The sequence below is a fragment of the Mesorhizobium sp. M0626 genome (genome assembly GCF_040320665.1).
Classification (GTDB): Bacteria; Pseudomonadota; Alphaproteobacteria; order Rhizobiales; family Rhizobiaceae; genus Mesorhizobium.
The window spans coordinates 1-17,680 of the sequence record NZ_JAMYQD010000032.1 but is presented as its reverse complement, the minus strand read 5'-3'; the positions used below and the strand labels follow the sequence as shown (position 1 = coordinate 17,680).

Annotated in this window: 15 protein-coding genes and 2 pseudogenes; 5 read left to right on the top strand and 12 right to left on the bottom strand. The window is 59.5% G+C overall.

The window, feature by feature from the left end; all coding sequences use genetic code 11:
- The first annotated feature begins 4 nt into the window (after positions 1-4).
- Entirely contained in the window at positions 5-979 is a 975-nt protein-coding gene (locus tag NKI37_RS29700) for a DMT family transporter (RefSeq protein ID WP_352791537.1), read from the top strand.
- A 100-nt stretch (positions 980-1,079) separates the two neighbouring features.
- Here the strand turns inward: NKI37_RS29700 and NKI37_RS29695 are convergent, their stop codons facing one another.
- Positions 1,080-1,388, bottom strand: a complete 309-nt coding sequence (locus NKI37_RS29695) for a tyrosine-type recombinase/integrase (RefSeq protein ID WP_502896407.1) — start codon at positions 1,386-1,388, stop codon at positions 1,080-1,082.
- Between NKI37_RS29695 and NKI37_RS29690 the strand changes: the two genes are divergently transcribed.
- Positions 1,376-2,474 (top strand): IS3 family transposase gene (locus NKI37_RS29690; protein ID WP_352791539.1). Its coding sequence is split into 2 segments (ribosomal slippage): positions 1,376-1,629 and positions 1,628-2,474, totalling 1,101 coding nucleotides; the frame shifts between segments, so codons are not numbered across the junction. The genes NKI37_RS29695 and NKI37_RS29690 overlap by 13 nt on opposite strands.
- A 527-nt stretch (positions 2,475-3,001) precedes the next feature.
- Here NKI37_RS29690 and NKI37_RS29685 read toward each other — a convergent pair.
- The 4 genes from NKI37_RS29685 to NKI37_RS29670 all read right to left on the bottom strand — a co-directional run bounded on the left by NKI37_RS29685 (position 3,002) and on the right by NKI37_RS29670 (position 7,017).
- On the bottom strand, positions 3,002-3,799 hold the full coding sequence (locus NKI37_RS29685) for a tyrosine-type recombinase/integrase (RefSeq protein WP_352791541.1): 798 nt from the start codon (positions 3,797-3,799) through the stop codon (positions 3,002-3,004).
- Between the two features lie 812 nt (positions 3,800-4,611).
- Positions 4,612-5,139 carry a GNAT family N-acetyltransferase gene (locus tag NKI37_RS29680; RefSeq protein WP_352791543.1) on the bottom strand — a complete coding sequence of 176 codons (528 nt, stop codon included), beginning with the start codon at positions 5,137-5,139 and terminating at the stop codon, positions 4,612-4,614.
- Between the two features lie 34 nt (positions 5,140-5,173).
- Entirely contained in the window at positions 5,174-5,869 is a 696-nt protein-coding gene (gene hisG / locus NKI37_RS29675; protein WP_023724319.1) for an ATP phosphoribosyltransferase, read from the bottom strand.
- A complete protein-coding gene (locus tag NKI37_RS29670; RefSeq protein ID WP_245272504.1) occupies positions 5,866-7,017 on the bottom strand; it encodes an ATP phosphoribosyltransferase regulatory subunit in 1,152 nt (383 codons plus the stop codon). Before NKI37_RS29670 ends, hisG begins: the two co-directional genes overlap by 4 nt.
- Before the next feature lie 583 nt (positions 7,018-7,600).
- Here NKI37_RS29670 and NKI37_RS32015 point away from each other — a divergent pair.
- Positions 7,601-7,790 (top strand): annotated as a pseudogene (locus tag NKI37_RS32015) (Mu transposase domain-containing protein); the annotation flags it as partial.
- A 317-nt stretch (positions 7,791-8,107) separates the two neighbouring features.
- Here the strand turns inward: NKI37_RS32015 and NKI37_RS29660 are convergent.
- The gene (locus NKI37_RS29660; RefSeq protein ID WP_084626306.1) at positions 8,108-9,028 is read right to left on the bottom strand and encodes an NAD(P)-dependent oxidoreductase; all 921 of its coding nucleotides are present in this window, start codon (positions 9,026-9,028) and stop codon (positions 8,108-8,110) included.
- 101 nt (positions 9,029-9,129) lie between these two features.
- Between NKI37_RS29660 and NKI37_RS29655 the strand changes: the two genes are divergently transcribed.
- Positions 9,130-10,080, top strand: coding sequence for a LysR family transcriptional regulator (locus tag NKI37_RS29655; RefSeq protein WP_352791546.1), 951 nt, complete (start codon positions 9,130-9,132; stop codon positions 10,078-10,080).
- A 366-nt stretch (positions 10,081-10,446) separates the two neighbouring features.
- Positions 10,447-11,604, top strand: a complete 1,158-nt coding sequence (gene argE, locus NKI37_RS29650) for an acetylornithine deacetylase (RefSeq protein ID WP_352791548.1) — start codon at positions 10,447-10,449, stop codon at positions 11,602-11,604.
- Between the two features lie 1,345 nt (positions 11,605-12,949).
- Here argE and NKI37_RS29645 read toward each other — a convergent pair.
- The 6 genes and pseudogenes from NKI37_RS29645 to NKI37_RS29620 all read right to left on the bottom strand — a co-directional run.
- On the bottom strand, positions 12,950-13,624 hold the full coding sequence (locus tag NKI37_RS29645) for a DUF1028 domain-containing protein (RefSeq protein WP_023724314.1): 675 nt from the start codon (positions 13,622-13,624) through the stop codon (positions 12,950-12,952).
- Positions 13,625-13,629: 5 nt separating this feature from the next.
- Positions 13,630-14,070 (bottom strand): RidA family protein, encoded by a 441-nt coding sequence (locus tag NKI37_RS29640; protein WP_023724313.1) that lies wholly within the window; start codon positions 14,068-14,070, stop codon positions 13,630-13,632.
- Positions 14,071-14,111: 41 nt separating this feature from the next.
- Positions 14,112-15,386, bottom strand: coding sequence for a flavin-containing monooxygenase (locus NKI37_RS29635; protein WP_023724312.1), 1,275 nt, complete (start codon positions 15,384-15,386; stop codon positions 14,112-14,114).
- A gap of 165 nt (positions 15,387-15,551) precedes the next feature.
- Positions 15,552-16,700, bottom strand: a pseudogene (locus NKI37_RS29630) (M20 aminoacylase family protein); the annotation flags it as partial.
- 94 nt (positions 16,701-16,794) lie between these two features.
- Complete coding sequence (gene irrA / locus NKI37_RS29625; RefSeq protein ID WP_352791553.1) at positions 16,795-17,202, bottom strand: iron response transcriptional regulator IrrA; 408 nt, start codon at positions 17,200-17,202, stop codon at positions 16,795-16,797.
- Positions 17,203-17,398: 196 nt separating this feature from the next.
- Positions 17,399-17,680: oligopeptide/dipeptide ABC transporter ATP-binding protein (locus NKI37_RS29620; RefSeq protein ID WP_352794640.1), on the bottom strand; the 282-nt coding region annotated here is incomplete at its 5' end.

Genomic DNA, 17,680 nt, shown 5'->3' with positions numbered 1-17,680 from the left:
ACCTGTGCAACGCACTACAGAAGGGTCGATCGTAGACCCGCGGGCTAGCTTCAATGGGTATCTCCTTAGCCTGGTAACGGCCACCATCTTTGCCGGCAGCACGATTGCTGCGAAGTTCGTATCAGCGTCATTAGATCCAATATCTATCATTCTACTACGGTCGCTCATTGCACTGGTTGTTCTGTCGGCTTTGGTTACTTTGAAAGGTTTGAAATCAATAGCGGTTGCGCCAAGAGACCTGTTGCCGATGGTGGCACTTGGCGCGACTGGGATCGTTGGATACGCCTACTTCTCACTGCTTAGTCTTGAAAGCACCACAGTGGCTAATGTCGCCATAATTAGCTCCCTGAGCCCCGCCATAACAGCAATTGTGGCCGCCATCCTCATGAATGAGCGGTTATCGGCAACTGATTATGTTGGTGGCCTTTTGTCGTTTGGCGGCGCTCTGTTGCTACTGTTTAAGGGAGACTGGGAGCGCATCAGCGCACTTAGGTTGAGTTATGGTGATTACTTGATGCTGATCGCCGTGTGCTGCTCTGTCACAAATGGGCTTGTTGCCAGCGCCTTAAGCCGCCGATATCTCCCGATTACATTGACTTTTTACATGACGTTGACGGCTTGTGGTATTTTGATACCGATAGCAGACTGGTCGAATGTGCCCGCAGCTAAGTCCTCATTTGCGGAACTGTGGCTAGTAATACTGTTCATGGGTGTCGTGTCGTCATCATTGGGGTACTGGCTTTTTAACGTTACGGTTTCGTCCGTTGGTCCGACGAGGGCATCATGTTATGTATACAGCTCGTCCCCGGTGATTTCCTCTATGCTTGGAAAATGGTTGTATGGCGACGCGATTACGACACTGTCCGTTGTGAGCAGCGCTGTCATTGCGACTGGTTTGTATCTCATGGTACATGACAAACAGGCACCTCAGGGGGGGATGGTGCCGGGGTCAGCGGAACGGGATCGCGATCCACCTTGAAGGGTGGCCGTGGCCGCCATAGGCATCAGCTACAGAATACCTGGGGAAATATCGACGCTCGCGCCCGTGCGACCTGTCGCTCAAGAGAGAGTGGATGGAATTACGCAAGCATCCCGCCGCCGTGCATGTTCGGAAAGAGAGCCGTTGCGCCCCGTTTCCTGGGCTCGTTGAGCCAGCCCCGAAGGGCTTGCTGTGCAACCTTGGTGAGCGCCGTACTTCGCTCCTTGCGGCCCTTGCCAACGCATCGCACGTGGGCACCGTGCCCCAGCACGACCGGATCCCGGTTGAGATCGATGATTTCCGAGACCCGCAGGCCTGTTTGCGCGGCCAGTGACCTGAGACCCTGAACCTCCTCCAGTTTTTGGTAGAGTCTGTCCCACTCAAGGAGACGGACGAATGAAGCGTTCACGGTTCACGGAAGAACAAGTCATCGCGATTTTGAAGGAGCAGGAGGCGGGTATGAAGACCGCCGATGTCTGCCGCAAGCATGGGATCTCGGAAGCGACCTTCTACAAATACAAGGCCAAGTTCGGTGGCATGGACGTTTCCGATGCGCGCAAGCTGAAGGCTTTTGAAGAGGAGAACGCCAAGCTGAAGAAGCTGCTGGCCGAGCAGATGCTGGACAATGCCATCCTGAAGGATGTCGCCGCAAAAAATGGTGACGCCCGATGCCAAGCGATGCGCTGTGGCCCACGCCTGCGATCGGCATGGGGTGAGCCAGCGTCGGGCGTGCAAGGCTCTTTTCGTCGACCGCTCAAGCGTTCGCTACACAAGCATCCGGTCGGACGATGCCGCCGTTCGAGCCGCGATGAAGACGGTGGCTGCCGAGCGCCGCCGCTTTGGCTACCGGCGCATCCACATCATGCTTGAACGGCAAGGGATCGTGATGAACCAGAAGAAGCTGCGGCGGCTTTACCGGGAGGAGAAGCTCCAGGTCCGCAAGCGTGGCGGCCGCAAACGGGCCTTGGGAACAAGACGGCCGATGATCGCGCCGGGTCGGACGAATGAGCGCTGGAGCCTGGACTTCGTAAGCGATGCCTTCACGGACGGACGCCGGTTCCGGGTTCTGGCCGTCGTCGACGACTTCACGCGCGAGTGCCTGGCGCTGGTCGCGGATACATCGCTGTCGGGCGCCCGCGTCGCTCGGGAGCTGGATGCCATCCTCGCCCGCCGCGGCAGGCCTCGCACGATCGTCTCGGACAATGGCACCGAGCTAACGTCGATGGCGATCCTCAAATGGTGCCAGGAAGGCGGCGTCGAATGGCACTACATCGCGCCCGGCAAGCCGATGCAAAACGGATTCGTGGAGAGTTTCAACGGCCGATTTCGCGACGAATGCTTGAACGAAACGTTGTTCTCCACTCTCACGCAAGCACGGGCAGCAATCGATCTATGGAAGGAGGACTACAACCAGAACAGACCACACTCAGCCCTGGGCAACATCACGCCCATCGAATTCGCCATCAAAATGGCTCTGGAAAAACAGGCCGCATGAGGCCAGAAATGAAACTCCGGACTCTCCATTGAACTGGAGGGAACAAGGGTCCCAGGTCACCAGCAACAGCAGAGTGTGATCACGCCGTCCCAGCCATGTGCTGCGATCCGGACAGGCCAGGATCGCTTCAATCTCGGGCCTGGTGAGAAACTGAAGCTATCGGTTGTCGCATCGCTTGCTCGGGATCGCGAGCACGCGTTGAATCTAAGCGCTATGAGCCGGCTCCTCGAACGACGCATATCTGAAGAAAGACCGAATGGCTGTGATGAGGCGGGGGGTCCGGGTTCTCACTGAGGCGGACCGCAGTGTCTCGAGGTAGTCCTCCAGAAATGCGCCGACGAAAGGCTCGTCCAATCCCGCAGTGTCAACTGCGTCGGAGACCTGCCAAGGCGTGTCTGCGCGAATGCAAACAGGAGCCGGAAGGTGTCGCGATAGGGGGCGATGGTGTTGGAGCTTACGCCTCGATGTCGCCATGAGCCGATCGGTGAACCACCGCTCGATCAGCACGGCTAAATCGTTCGAGGCGCTTATGAGCGAACCTCCCACCGCTTACCCAGCAGTCGCGCAGCATGGGTAATTAGCTCCGGCGCGGCGGATAGATGCCAGTAGGTGTCGCCAACATTGGCGTGGCCGAGAAAGGTCGAGAGAACCGGCAGTTCCCGCTCGACATCTTCGCCCGCACGATACCAGTTGGTCAGGGCCTGGACGGCGAAACGGTGACGAAGATCGTGAACCCGCGGACCATTGCGCTGTGCCCGCTGCCGCAGACCGATCTGTCGCGACAGCTCCCAGAACACCCGGTGCACGTATTGGTGCAGCAATCTGCCGCCCTGCTCGGCGACAAAGAAATAGGGGCTACGAGGCGCGACGAGATGCGCGTTGCGTCGCGCGGCGTAGTCCGACAGCACGGCGACCGTCGTGGCATGGAGCGGGACCAGCCGCGACTTGCCGAACTTCGTCTCCCGAATGGTGAGGACACCTTGGTCGAGATCGACGTCGTCTCGGCGCAGGTCCAGCGCTTCGGAACGGCGTAGCCCGGCGACCGCTATCAATCCGAACAGGCAATGATATGTACAGCGACGGAGGGCGTTGGCCGGCGGCAGCGCCAGCGCCGCCGCCAGAAGCGCCGTGATCTCAGCATCGATATAGATGTAGGGCTTTGCCCGCCGCGCCGGCGGCACAGCGTCTTGAGGTGGCACTTCCGTCATGGTCAGGTGGATGGACCAACTCGGTTGTCGGCCGATCAACGTCACCCACTTCATTGCCAACGCCGTGGTGGTGGTCTCGGCGCCACGAGCCTCCATGAAGGTGACGAAATCCGACAACCGTCGAGCAGGGCCATGATAGTTGTATCCCAGTCCCGGCGCATGCCCACATAGCGCTCGAGCGCCGTTCGAAAACGTTGGACACCTCCCGGCCAGGGCAGGCTCAGTTCGCGCAGCTTCTCGATGTCGAGCTTGGCATAAATCCTTGTGCTGTCGATGCTCCGGTGACGAAGCAACTGGCCGATCTCGGCAAAGCTGGCCCCGACCGCAGCAGGTCGGTCGCAAGGCTGTGGCGGAAGAGGTGCGCGCCGTGGTGCGCATAGCCGTGAATACCCGCCCGCTCGAGGGCCTGCTTCGCGATCACGGTGAAGCCGGTCGCCCATGCCGGATGTAGGAGCTGCACCGACGTCGTGGCGTAGCGGCATCGAAAAAACAGGGTCCCGATTCCGTGGTCATTGACAGTGATGAGCGTTGACGGTCTTGGTGAAGCCGAGGAGCTTACAGAGTGAATTTCTATGTCTTCGCCTACGCCTGATGATAGAAGTTTCCATGTCCTTTAGGCGGTCCCGATCCGGCGGGAGGCAGATAGCCGATTTTGCCCGGCTGCGCGCGGCTGTAGATAAATTCGGTCGTGTCGGCTACAAGGCCGGGCAGCCCAACGCGCTCACCTACGGGGTGCTGATGCATTCGAGCCTGGCCGTCACCCCCTCACCGCACACCCCTCGGTCTGACGGCGGTGAAGTTCTGGAAGGGAAGCCCGCGCTCCAGCGGCACACAATCCTACCCGCGTGCCGGTCGAGAGAGGGAGAGCTACCGAGTGGCCATCCACGCTCCGTAGTAGGCAGCGTCTACTACTCCACATCTCTTTGGGGTCAATGGCGTTTTATGGAACAAGCCATCCACAGCTCGTCATAGTACCTCTCACCCACTTTCAAGGCCTTTCGTTCGAGGCCGTATTTCCTAAATCCATAGTAGGTGTAGAGACGAATGGCTGCTTCGTTGGATGCGACCACCGTGAGGTGGACTTCTTCTATCATTCCTCGCGCCTTATCTAACAAGTGCTCGACCAAAGCTGCAGCTAGTCCTGATCCTCGCGCCCTGGGGCGGACGTACATGCCCCAAAGAACGCCTTTGTGCCGTTGCTTCAGCGCCTGGTGGAAGCCGAGAGCAGCAATTCCCACAAGTTGACCACTTTCCGTGGAACCAGCCACTATGATATTCTGCTCTAACTGCTCCACGAACCAAGCCAGGGGTTTTTCCGCCTCTTCTTCCCACGATGAGCCAAATGCATTTGGATGATTTTTAAGTCCTTCCAGGCGCAGTTCCCGGAATGCTTCGGCATCTGAAGCGCTTAGACGACGAAGTGGAAAGGAAGAAATTTTGGTAGGCATCTGATCCATTTTGTGGCCTCTGGATAAGGGGATTAAGGCGGTGTTAGGGAGAGCTTAGCTTTCTCGCAAACTCCCAGATTACCCTCTTGTCTGCTTCCGGTCGCTCAATCCGCGAAACCACAAGGCATGCTTCCGACCGCAGAATGACTCCATCCTCGAGTACCTTTAGATGGTTAGCCCGAAGCGTCGCTCCCGTCGTCATGATGTCGACGATCACGTCGGCGGAGCCCCTCGCCAGCGTGCCTTCCGTCGCCCCGGGACTCTCAACTATCCTGTAGAGTTGGATGCCGTGCTGTTTGCTAAAGAACTGCTGTGTGAGCCGCCGATATTTCGTCGCGATCCGAAGTCGCCGGCCGTGACGATACCGAAAATCCGCCGCAACATCGTCAAGATCTGCCATCGTTTGTACATCAAGCCAGACATCGGGAACGGCAACAACGACATCAGCGTTCCCAAAGCCAAGCCGCGCGACAATCTCCATCGATCCATTCCAATCGGTCCAGCTTTCAAAAAAGAGATCCTCGCCGGTGATGCCGAGATCGATCCCTCCCCGCCCGAGTTCGACCGCTATTTCGCGAGCTGAGAGGAATAGCACGCGGACATCATCACGGCCATCAAGGCGCGCCAGGTATTTGCGTCCGTCGCCGTCCTGGATAACCGGCAGGTCGGCACTTGCAAGTGCCTCCAGTGCCTGTTCCTTCAGCCGACCTTTCGAGGGAAGCGACAATAAAACCGTCACGCGATCGACTGCCCCAAACTCTGGATCCGGTCGAGCCAAACGGAGAAGCCGACGCCTCGAACCGGCGGTGGGGCGCCCAGGAGCGCGAGCAGCTGATCGTAACGCCCGCCGTCCAACAACGGCTGGTCGATTTCTGGCACGGAAATCTGGAAAGCGAGACCCGTATAGCAGTCGAGCGGCCGACCGTATCCAGCATCGTAAATCATATGGCTGCTCGGTAAGCAGTGGTTCGCAATTGCTTCAGCCCTCGCGGCGAAGCAGTCGAGCGCGGCTCCAAGCATCAGCCCTTTCTCCTTGGCGAAGTCGGCTAATTCGCTAGGAGCTCGTTCGAACGGAACCCGTATCAAAAGGAACGTCTTCAGGGCATCGAAAGTGGCTTGTGGTAGGGTCACGCGCGCAAGCTCGGCCTTCTCTATGTGGCGCCTTGCAATCTCCTCGGGCGTGCGTCCAACGGCCGGCGAAATTCCGACAAGCTCCATAGCTGCAGCGATATGAGCAGTCAGCCCCTTCAAGTGGCTGCAGACTACAAAGGGCGTAAGCGAATCCCCGAACTCCTTCTTGGGCATGGATTTTGCAAAATCCGCGAGCACCAGGTTAAGCTGATCCGGCATTCCGAAGACTCGTACCAACCGCCTCTCCCAGATGGGCGGCAGACCAAGCCCTGCGAGCACTGCCTCGAAGATCGTCTGGTCTCCGATTGTCACTGCAAGCTCTTGACCCGGCAGCAACTGTTCTAGCAATGCATATGCGTCCGCGATCAACCGCGCATCAGTCGCTGCAATATCCGTGTTGCCGAGATCCTCAAGGCCGGCCAGGAATTCGCTGTTGGTTTCCTTGCACTGCCGGAAGATTTCTCCGAGATAGGCGCGGCGCCGCGGGGCTGACACTCTGGTTTTGATGTAGTCAAGACAGGTCGGAAGCCTGAATTCGTGCCTCAGACACAGCGTCTCGCCAGCGTCGCTCCCCGTGAGGAAAATGCGGCCCCGTAAGCCCTCGCCCGCAATGTCCAAGAACGGGTCGGCCGGCTGAATCAGCGGCACATCAATCATGTCGGCGCCGCAGGTTGCAAAAAAACGCAGAATGGCGTGCGCGAAGGACCAATAACTGAAACCCGCGGGCATGCTGCCATCAGCCACGACGCGTGACATGTGTTCGCATCGAAGCGGGCCGAGCGGTTCCACGGGCGACGACTTTTTTGCTAGACATGGCATAGAACAATCTTTCCCAGTTCGCGGCACGTTTGCGGAAAACGCGCATGTATCGTGCCAAGGGGAAAACATATCGAAACAACATAGTTTCTCTCCTTCTGCTGTGTCGCATGTCCGACATCAACGGATCGGGATAAGGGCACCTCGCGAGGCTGCCCCTCCCGCAGAAAGCGGTACATGATAGAGGATACTTCCGGCCCACCGGCTGCAGACACCGACGCCACCGACTGGGAGGACGCGCCGGGCGGCGATCTGATTGGCCCATTGCCAGTGCAACACTTCATCGCCTCGGGACAACGCAGCCCGCAGCCTGGCGCGCGCCCTACACGTGAACCCCAAGCTTGCGCTTCAAGACCTGCGAGGAATTGAGCGCCCGGCTGCAGTTCGAGGACGAAGCCGGCCAAGATGTCGAATACCGCAGCGCCTTTGAGAGATTTTATCCGGTGCCGGCCTCGGTGTCGAACACATGCACGGTGCGGCATCGAGACAATACTCGGCGTAGTCGACGGCAGTCGGCCGCCCGGTCGAGGTCATTGCCTATGTCGGCAAGATCGTCATCCGCCAGGACGGCGTGGTTGTCGCGAGCATACCCGCTGCTTCGGGCGCGGCCAGACGATGTATGATCCCTGGCATTACGTCCCTGTGCTGCCCGCAAACCTGGTGCCTTGCGCAATGGCGCGCTGTCCCAGAACCGGGTCCTGCCGTCGGCGATAGAGCGTAACCCGACGCAGAGCTCTGGCCGAAAATTCGAGGGCATGTGCCATTTGTAAACTTTTCCCGCACAGCACACTCGGTGGCTTCTGCACCCGGTGGCTGTGCGTTCACCTTCTACTGTGCTTGGACTCGCGGCGAAAGGGTAACCAGAACGGCCCAGAAAGCTGACGTTTCGAAGGCAGAGGATCTCGTCCTGGCCACAGCCAGTGAATTCTCCTACTGATGTTCCTTTGAATTTCTCGCGACCTCGAGGACAGCAAGGTCAAGGACAAGCAGCCTCGCGACCGTTTCGATATGGACTGCTTGTCTGCATCGCCTACTTTTCCCAATGAGGAATCCAATCGCCTTGGAGGCGCATCGAGAGGCCGGCGTCATCCTCGATGCGCTTGGCAATATGGAGTTCCGCTGCGCCAGCACCATAGCGGCTTGCAGCGAGGGCGAAAGCACCTTCGGCGGCAGTTGTCATAGGCATGGCCGCGCGGACATTGCGGTTGAGTTCCTGAATTAGACGCAGGTCCTTGAGGCAGAGCTCGAGGGAAAACGACGGGTCGTAATGTCCAGCGAAAATGGATGGCGCGTCATGGCGTACAACGAAACTATCGCCGACGCTGTTCTGAATCGCGCCCCAGAGGGTGCCGAGTTCGACGCCGTTAGCGATGCCCGTCGCGAAGCCTTCACCAATCGCTGCCGCGGCGATGAACCAGAGCTGGTTGGTGACGAGCTTGACGACATTGCCAGTGCCAAGCATACCGCAGTGGATAACCATTCCGAGGTTCTTCAGGACCGGTTCCACACGACCGAACGACGCATTGTCGCCACCAACGAACAGCGTCAGTCTTCCGTTCCGGGCGCCGTCAACCGCCCCGGTTACAGGAGCGTCCACAACACTGACACCTTCGGGTGCTTCGGCCGCGAGGCGAATCAATAGGTCCTTCCGGTTTGTCGTCAAGTCGATCCAGATACTGCCCAGCTCCAAGTTTTGAAGGGCTCCATTCTCTCCTGCCATTACGGTCTCGACGTGATCCGGCCTTGGAAGTGAGGTAAGGAAGATTTGCGCGCCCGCGGCGCATTCCCGAGCCGAAGACGCGGCTTTGGCTCCTCCGGCGACCACTTTGTCCAGGGCGTCCCGATTGAGGTCGAAAGCGATCACAGAATGTCCGGCCGCCAAAAGCCGGAGACACATGGGTCCCCCCATATTTCCGAGGCCAACGAAACCGATGTGTGGCAGTGAAGTCATGTGTATGTCCTATGGATGCTAGGTTGATTTGGTTGTAGGTTAAGACGGTTCGCAGGCCTGTAAACCACAGAAAATCTCACGCTTATGAGTAACCAGCAGTTATGAAAAAGTACCGTGTCAGTCTGCCGCCGCTTGATACATTGATCTTTTTTGAAGCGGCTTATCGAGCGGGAAGTTTCACAAACAGCGCCGGTGAGTTGAACGTCTCCCAGGCTGCGGTGAGCAAGCGCATCAGGCAGCTCGAGGACTGGATGGGCGAGTGCCTGTTCGTCCGGGACGGCAGGCGACTTTTGCCGACCCCGCTCGGTGATAAGCTGTTCCAGACCACGAGTATGACCCTGGAGTTCCTCCAGCTAGGAGTCGGCGCGTTGCGCGAGGAAGCGCAGCGGCCACTGTCCATCGGAGCCAACACCGCTGTCGGCATGTTCTGGCTAACGCCTCATCTCCGCGACTTCGGGCTTTCCCAACATGCCTGCCCGACGCGGCTGATCACGTCAGACAACCCGCAAGACCTCTTTAATGACGGTAATGATCTTACAGTGACCTATGGCGACGGTGTCCTACCTGGGCGAAACCCCATTCTGCTATTTGATGAGGAATTGACACCTGTTGCAGCACCGAAGGTAGCAAGACAATTCGGTGACGACCTCCGGACGATCCAGGATATCCCACCTTCCCACAGGCCGAAGTTGTTGAATTGCGGCCGAGCATCTCCGGATTGGGTGGACTGGCGCGTGTGGTTCCAAGGACTGTCCTTCAGCGGTTTTGAAAAGTGGCCCGTGGAGACCCTGTCGACCTACTCGCAGACGATCGGCGAAGCGATCAAGGGCAAAGGAATTGCTCTGGGTAGCGTGTGGCTGCTGCGCGCCGAACTAAAGGCAGAAAGCCTCCAGCGTGTGGGCCGTGACGTCCTCCTCTCAGGTAGAGGGTACTACGTCTCTCACAGCGACCGCTCAATTCTGCCCGATGGTGCGAAGCACCTGGTTGACTATCTCATGGCTGCGGCGCAGCTGGCTCGGAATGAGCGAAACAAGATCACGAGCGATGCATAGCCCCTTCGCGACGCCGCGAGAATCCGAACGCGAAGATCGACTGCGTATTCCAATGATTCCGGACAGTGATCGCGTCCGGTTTTTGATCGGAATGCCGTCCGACAAATCGTCGGAATCCTCAGATCGATCGACAAAGCTTTCGATAGGGTCGCCTCTATACAGCATGGATCATGTTCGCAGCGTTTTGGAATCCCTCTCGATTCAACCAGCTGGGCGAACGCTTTAGAACATGCCTAAATTAGTCTGATGGAGAGCGGCATCTGCTGGTTAAGCTGAGACAAATCTCGGATGGATCAAATCCGACGCCGGCTCTTGCAAGTGACTGGTGCTAGTTAGATAGCGGCGGTTCAAACGAAAGGTCCAATCGTGGACAGCATCGAGATTCTACGAAAACTAATTTCTTTTCCGACCGTCAGCCGAGATTCGAACCTCGAGCTGATCGGCTATATCGGGGAATTGCTTGATGCGCACGGCATCCCCTTCAAGCTCATTCAGGACGAGGACCGGAGAAAGGCCAACCTCTTTGCCACCGTCGGACCGACGCGACGCGCAGGCATCATGCTGTCGGGCCATACGGACGTCGTCCCGGTCGACGGCCAGAATTGGAGCGTCCCGCCTTTCGAGATGACGGAGCGGAACGGACGCCTTCACGGTCGTGGTGCCGCCGACATGAAAGGGTTCATTGCCTCCGCGTTGGCAGCCTCGCTGCGCGCATCCAAGATGGAGTTGAACACCCCTCTTTACCTTGCGCTTTCCTATGACGAGGAGGTCGGCTGTCTCGGAGTGCGCAGCCTGATTCAAATGCTGGCGTCGACTCCCGTCCGGCCCCTACTGTGCATCGTCGGCGAACCGACCGGCATGGCGGTAGCGACCGGACACAAGGGCAAGATCGCGGCGCGCGCCACCTGCGTCGGACGTGAGGGCCATTCGGCGCTCGCTCCGCTCGCCCTAAACGCCATTCACATGGGCTGCGACTTCGTAACCGCCCTCCGTGCAGAGCAGGACCGCCTTGCAAAGAAAGGCGGCCGGGACGGCGACTACGACATTCCCTATTCAACTGTTCATGTGGGCAAGATGAATGCGGGAGTCGCCTTGAACATCGTCCCCAATCTATGCCACGTCGATTTCGAGATCCGCACCGTCGCCACCGACAATCCCGAGTGCATCATGGCGAGACTGCAGCATGCGGCCGCGATGATTGTCGAGAGCGCCGCGAGGACGGCACCTGAAGCCACGATCGATATTGACATCGTGAACGCCTATCCGGGCCTCGACACGCCCGGTGCTTCGGACGCTGTTCAATTTGTCAAGTCGCTGATCGGAGCCAACGGCACGATCAAGGTCGCCTTCGGCACCGAGGGGGGCCTGTTCGACCGCGACCTTGCCCTGCCGACCGTGATCTGCGGACCTGGATCGATGGCTCAGGGCCACAAGCCGGATGAATTCGTCACGATCGAACAGATTTGTCGCTGCGATGCGATGCTCGATGCGCTGCTTTTGCGGCTTGCGCGGGGGCTAGACTGACCGAGCAATTGCAGGAGCGTAACGGTTCAGTCCGGACTTCCGGGACACCATCCATGCCGAAAACGCCTAGTTCGCCCGCGAATCGGCGGCGATGGTCATGAACGCCTGGATCGTTTGTGTGCAGTGTTGGGTCTTTGGCAGGGCTATACCCATCATGAGCGGCCGCAGACTGCCGAGGGGCACGAAGGACAGCGGCTCTCCCGTCGGGTGAAAGTGTTTTCAGCGCTCGCATATTGGCGATCCAGTTGACGAAGCCGTTCGCGACCATCGAGCAGGTGACGGCGATGTCGCCGGTTCGCCCGGCGATGTTTGGCCGAATTGCTTTCAGGTGCAAGGCGGACCGGAAATATTCGAAGCTGAACGGAAGTCGAGAAGCACCAGAGGCTACTTCGCGAGTTCCTCCGGCGTCAACGATTGCTTACCTCTCAAGCGGTAGCACCCGGGCAAAATTAGGTAGGCGGGCAGCGCTATTAAGGGCTCGAACGCCATGTCCTGGGAGAGTTCCAGGCCATAGGTCAAGGTAAGGTCGATCCGCCGCGCTGCAGAATCTCGAGAAGTTCGCCTCCATGGCGCTCGAACTGTCTTGATCCTGACCGTCACGATGCGTCTGTTCGAACTTGTGCCGCAGCGAAGGGAGAATGAGCTTCGCTAACGTCAGCAGGCAGCCGATCGCGAGCGGCCCTTCGACGCTGTTGGAATGGTCACAGGCAAGGTCAGCGCGTCGGCGTCGCTGAGCAGCCGCGCGCGGGCCTCTTTAAGGAATACCCTGCCTCCCGCCGTCAGCGACAGTGCGTGTGACTGCTTACGCACAAATAGCTGTATGCGAACTCTGTCTCCAATTGGGGCGAGTCAGGCCGAGATCGTCGGCGGTGACACGTTAACGAGCTCCGCAGCCTTGGCAATGCTCCCTGCCTGTCCGACGGCGACGAAGTCGCAATGTAAACCGTAGAGGCATGATTTCCGTTGCGTGCCGCTTCCGGCCATTTCTGCCCTTGTCGCGGCGGTATTGTACCCATGTGGTCTTCAGCGCTGTGTACTTGTCGAAGAGTGTAACCAAAAGAACTGTGCGAGGCGCATCAGGACGCACTGGGTTGGTGCGCACGGGACGCCGACCTCGAAGCTATGCCGCGCCGCGGCACCGCGAAATCGATTCGCTCATCGCGCAGGAAGCGACCTCGGCGAGCGTTTCCCCTGTTGCCGATTAAGCTTGCCAAGGTCTGGCCGGACGGGACGCAATGAATTTGTAGTCTATGAAGGCCTTACCCCGAAACTGGATCGCCGCCGCCTTGCTGATCCAGTACTTGTGGCCGAGCTCGCTCATGTCCCGCTCTCGGACTACTCTTGTCTATTCGTCGCCCGGAACGCCGTAGCTCGGCGCATCGGACGGGTTGAGAGCCCGGGTGACGTAGGCATCGAGCTGGGGCTTGTAGATCTCCCACAGCCCAGCCAACCGTTCGATAGGGCAGTCCTCGGTCCAGTCGTAACGCAGGTCGGCGACTGGCCATGACACGTCACGCACCAGCTTCATGCCGGCAGAGCGGACTGGCCCCGCCTCACCGCCGGCATGAAGCGCGGCGCGCATCGTGGCGATCAGCCGGTCGCCGAGGTGACCCTCTGAGCCAAGAAAGGCGCCGACCATGGCTTTCGGAACCGTGTCGTTGGCAAGCAGGTTGCCGCCGCAGGCGACGTCCTCGCCGCGCGCTTCGGCCCATATACCGAGCGCTTTCGGGCCGGAATGGATTGCGGCCGCCCCGTTGGCATCGACGGCGAGCAGTTGGCGATATTCGATATGGAATCCGGTTCGTTTGAGTATAGCAATGGCTTCCGGCGCAGAAGCGCCGCAGGCCATCAATTCCAACGCCCGCGGCCCGAGCGTCGGATCCGTGACGTTCTGGCTGGCGACCGCGCCGACGCCTGCCTGAGCATAGGCGCAACGGGCCGCGACCGCGGGCGATGACGAGGACACTGCCACCCCGAACATGCCCGTGCGGCGACACCGCGCGACGATGGAGAATGTCATGGCGCTCAGTCCCTGATGATGCCGTTGCCATCATCAGGGATGAGGGCGATGCCGTCGATCTCGACAAGCCATTCCGGCCGCGCCAAGGCCGACACGACCACGCCGGTCGAAACCGGATGGACGCCCTTGATATATTCGCCCATCGTCCGGTAGACGGCTTCGCGATGACGGACATCGGTCAGGTAGACCACCACCTTGACCAAATGCTCCATCGTACCGCCGCATTCCTCGATGAGCTGCTTGATGTTCTGCATGACCTTATGGGTTTGCTCGGCCGGATCGTGACTGTCGATGGTATTGGCCGTATCGAGGTCCTGCGGACACTGGCCACGCAGATAGACGGTCCGGCCGCCACGCGTGACGACCGCCTGGCAGAGATCATTGTCGAGCTTCTGCTCGGGATAGGTATCCTTGGTGTTGAAGGTGCGAATTCGCGTATGCGCCATTGTGGTCTCCATCAGGTCGGGCTGGCCGCTGTCATCTTTGGTCAGGCGTCCACGGGCTCGCGCGTCGCGGCGGCGTGGTAGGCCAGATATTTGCGCTGTGTCGAAATACGGTCGGCAACGTGCTTGGCATCATGCCAGACGCCCCAGATGAAGCTCGACCCTCTGCGCGACTGCCAGGGCAGTCCCAGGAAGTAGATCCCGGGTTCCACCGAAACGCCGCGCTGATGCCTTGGCCGGCCCTTCTCGTCGAAGGCGTCGACCTTCAGCCAGCTGTAGTCGACGGCAAAGCCCGTCGCCCAGATGATGGTCGTGATCCCGGCCTTGGCGAGAGTGAGCTCGCAGATCGGATTGGTCACGCAGTCCGGATCCGGGTCGATCCGGCGGGCCGAGGGTTCTTCCGGGAGGTCGAGACCGTTGCGTTCGACATAGGCGTCGGCTTCGTCCAGCAGCGACATCAGGTTGGCGTCGCCCCGGGCAATGTTTTTCGCGAGGTCTGGCGCGAAGGCCATCACGCCCTCTTGATACGTTTTGGTCGTGCCGACGAGCTTAAGCCCCTGCGCGGCAAGGCGGCGGAAATCGATTGTCTCGCCGCCGCGCGCGCCGCTGACGGCGATCGTCACATGTTCCGTGCCGGGTCCCGGGGTTTCGAGGTCCCATTTGCCGAGAACGCCCAGCCACCAGCAGAAGTCGCGGCCGCGATAGGCGCGCGGCGGGCGATCATGCGGGCCGACCGAAAGATATACGCGCTTGCCAGCGCGCTGGAGTTCGTCAGCGATCTGAACGCCCGAGGATCCCGCGCCGACCACCAGCACCGCGCCTTTCGGCAGTTGTTCAGGGTTGCGGTATGCGCTGGAATGGATTTGCAGCATGCCTGCATTCCCAGGGACGACGGGCGGAATAACGGGGATCTGGAAAGGTCCGGTCGCGGCGACAATGCTGTTGGCTTCGATCACGCCGCCCGACGTCTCGACGCGGAATCCGGACCGCCCGACATTTCTTCGCACGAGCTTCACCTCCACGCCGCAGCGGATGGGCGCATTGATCTGCTTTGCATAAGCGACAAAATAGTCGGCGACCTCCTCCTTGGGGGCAAATCCATTGGGACCGGTCTGCGGGAACTCCATGCCTGGGAACCGGTCATGCCAAGCCGGGCCATTGGCAACCAGGGAATCCCACCGCTGCGAGCGCCAGCGTTCGGCAATCCGGCCGCGTTCAAGGACCAGATGAGGCACCCCGCACTTGCTCAGGTGCTCGCTCATAGCCACTCCCCCTTGACCGGCGCCTACGACAAGCGTGTCCACTTTTTCAACAGACATATCTGCGTCCTTTTCTGGCTAGCCTGTTTTCTGCAATGCGGCGGCGGCCTGATTCTCGACTCACTGAATGGACTCAGACGAACGGCTGGCTGTATTTTTTTGCCGTTCCCGTTGAAAACCTTCGCTCCCGACGTCGGCGTGCGTCGCCGGTTCGCTGTGTCTCTCAGAGGCCAGCAGCGTTTCAGCGAGCTTCACCCAGTAGGAGATCCTGTGTGGGATCGCGTCGTCGTTAAAATCATAGGTCAAATTATGCAGCCCGGCAGTATCGCCGTTGCCGATGAAGATGAAGGCGCCCGGACGAGCAAGCAGCATGTAGGAAAAGTCCTCGCCGCCCATCATCGGGTCGAGCGCAACATTGACCTTGCCGTCCCCGGCGACCTTTGCCGCGGCGGCAGGCGCGTGACTGGTTTCCACCGGATGGTTGACTGTAACGGGATAGTTGCGGCCAGACCAGACATCGACGGTCGCGCCATAGGCGCCGGCGATGCTCTCGGCGATCTGGCGGGCCCGCTGCTCGCCGGTATCGCGCACCTCCTGCGTCAGCGCTCGCATCGTTCCGGGGAGGACCGCCTGTTCAGGGATGACGTTATGCGCAGAACCGGCATTGAACTTCGTCACAGAGACGACCACCGAGGCCAGGGGGTCGACCATCCGCGAGGCGATCGTCTGCAGGGCGTTGACGATCTGGGCGCCGATCGCGATCGGGTCGATTGTCTTGTGCGGTTGAGCCGCATGGCCACCGCGGCCCTTGATCGTGATGGTAAATTCGCCGGCGGATGCCATGATCGGGCCGACGCAGCTGCCGAACTGGCCGACAGGCATGCCCGGCATGTTATGCATGCCATAGACCTCCTCTATGGCGAAGCGCTCCATCATGCCCTCCTTCACCATCTCGTTGCCGCCGCCGCCGCCTTCCTCTGCTGGCTGAAAGATGAGGGCGACGCCCCCTGCGAATTTGCGCGTTTCCGAAAGGCATTGCGCCGCGCCGAGTAGAATGGCCATCGTGGCCGCAGGCATGCATCTTGCCGGTAGTCGAGGTCCAGGGCTTGCCACTCGTCTCGGGGATCGGCAGGGCGTCCATGTCGGCCCTGAGTCCGATGGTGCGGCCGGGGCCGAGACTGCCCCGAATGACGCCGACGACGCCGGTTCGTCGAGACCAGTCACGATCTCGTCAACGCCGAAACCCTTGAGCTTCCTTTCGACGAAGGCTGCCGTATTTTCCACCGCGAAAAGGATCTCCGGGTTCTGGTGGAGGTGGCGCCGCCACTCGGTCACTTCGCTCTGGAGTTCGGCGGGACGTTTCAAAATTGGCATAGTATATCCCTGTCAATCTTTTGGTAGATAGCTTGGCAGCCAATCGAATGCGCTTGCCATTTCTTCCCTCAGTTGAGTCAATTTTGTCAGCTATTCATTCTCGAACTAGTCGGATGACGACGTCCACGTGCGCGATCTTCATGCCGGTCGGCGGGCGTGGCAAATTTAAGATTTCAAGCTGGAGTGTATCAACATCAAGGATGACCCCCTCGCCCTCAATGAAGAAATGATGGTGGTTCGCAACGTTTGTATCAAACCAGGTTCGAACCCCATCAATTGCAAGAACGCGGAGCAGGCCGGCATTAGTGAACTGGTGCAAGGTGTTGTAAACAGTAGCCACAGAAAGCACGGTATCGTTTTCAATTGCTTCGGCATGCAATTGCTCGGCTGTCACATGTCTCTGACAGCCGCCGAACAAAAGGTTGGCGAGTGCGATGCGCTGCGCAGTGGGCTTGAGACCAGCGGATCGGAGGCGGTGTGCGGTTGGTACGTCTTGTCTCATTTCACTCCTTCTCGCTTCGCGGAAGTTCGTCTCGGTCATGGGTTTGGTTGTAGTGCCCTGCCGGTGGGGAGGGGCACCCGGCAGGGCGCGCCGCGCTTAAGTTGCGGCCAGAGTTGCCGACGTAATAGCGTGGAGGGCTGTATAGACGTCGACACGGCCGCACAGCAGCTGGCGCAAACACGACCGCAAATTGATCCTATCCCGATCCCGCCTCTCTCACCCCCGCGTCATCGACGGGCTTAGGATTGAGTTTGATAACCGGCTCCATCACTGCGAAGACCGCGTCCGGTAGGTGGCATTTGATATCATGGCCACCGGGCAGCTTTCGGATGGGCGGAACCTCGCGCTCACAGATATCTCTGGGAACCAGATGCTTGCGCGGACAGCGCGTCTGGAACGGGCAGCCGCTCGGCGGGTTCATCGCCGACGGGATATCGCCTTCGAGCACGATGTGCCGTTTGACCACGCTGGTGTCGGC

Bases quoted from the DNA above. Each gene is read 5' to 3' on its own strand.
- NKI37_RS29680 (WP_352791543.1), bottom strand. From the start codon at position 5,139: ATGGATCAGATGCCTACCAAAATTTCTTCCTTTCCACTTCGTCGTCTA.
- NKI37_RS29670 (WP_245272504.1), bottom strand. From the start codon at position 7,017: ATGTCACGCGTCGTGGCTGATGGCAGCATGCCCGCGGGTTTCAGTTAT.
- NKI37_RS29660 (WP_084626306.1), bottom strand. From the start codon at position 9,028: ATGACTTCACTGCCACACATCGGTTTCGTTGGCCTCGGAAATATGGGG.
- NKI37_RS29655 (WP_352791546.1), top strand. From the start codon at position 9,130: ATGAAAAAGTACCGTGTCAGTCTGCCGCCGCTTGATACATTGATCTTT.
- NKI37_RS29645 (WP_023724314.1), bottom strand. From the start codon at position 13,624: ATGACATTCTCCATCGTCGCGCGGTGTCGCCGCACGGGCATGTTCGGG.
- NKI37_RS29640 (WP_023724313.1), bottom strand. From the start codon at position 14,070: ATGGCGCATACGCGAATTCGCACCTTCAACACCAAGGATACCTATCCC.
- NKI37_RS29635 (WP_023724312.1), bottom strand. From the start codon at position 15,386: ATGTCTGTTGAAAAAGTGGACACGCTTGTCGTAGGCGCCGGTCAAGGG.
- irrA (WP_352791553.1), bottom strand. From the start codon at position 17,202: ATGAGACAAGACGTACCAACCGCACACCGCCTCCGATCCGCTGGTCTC.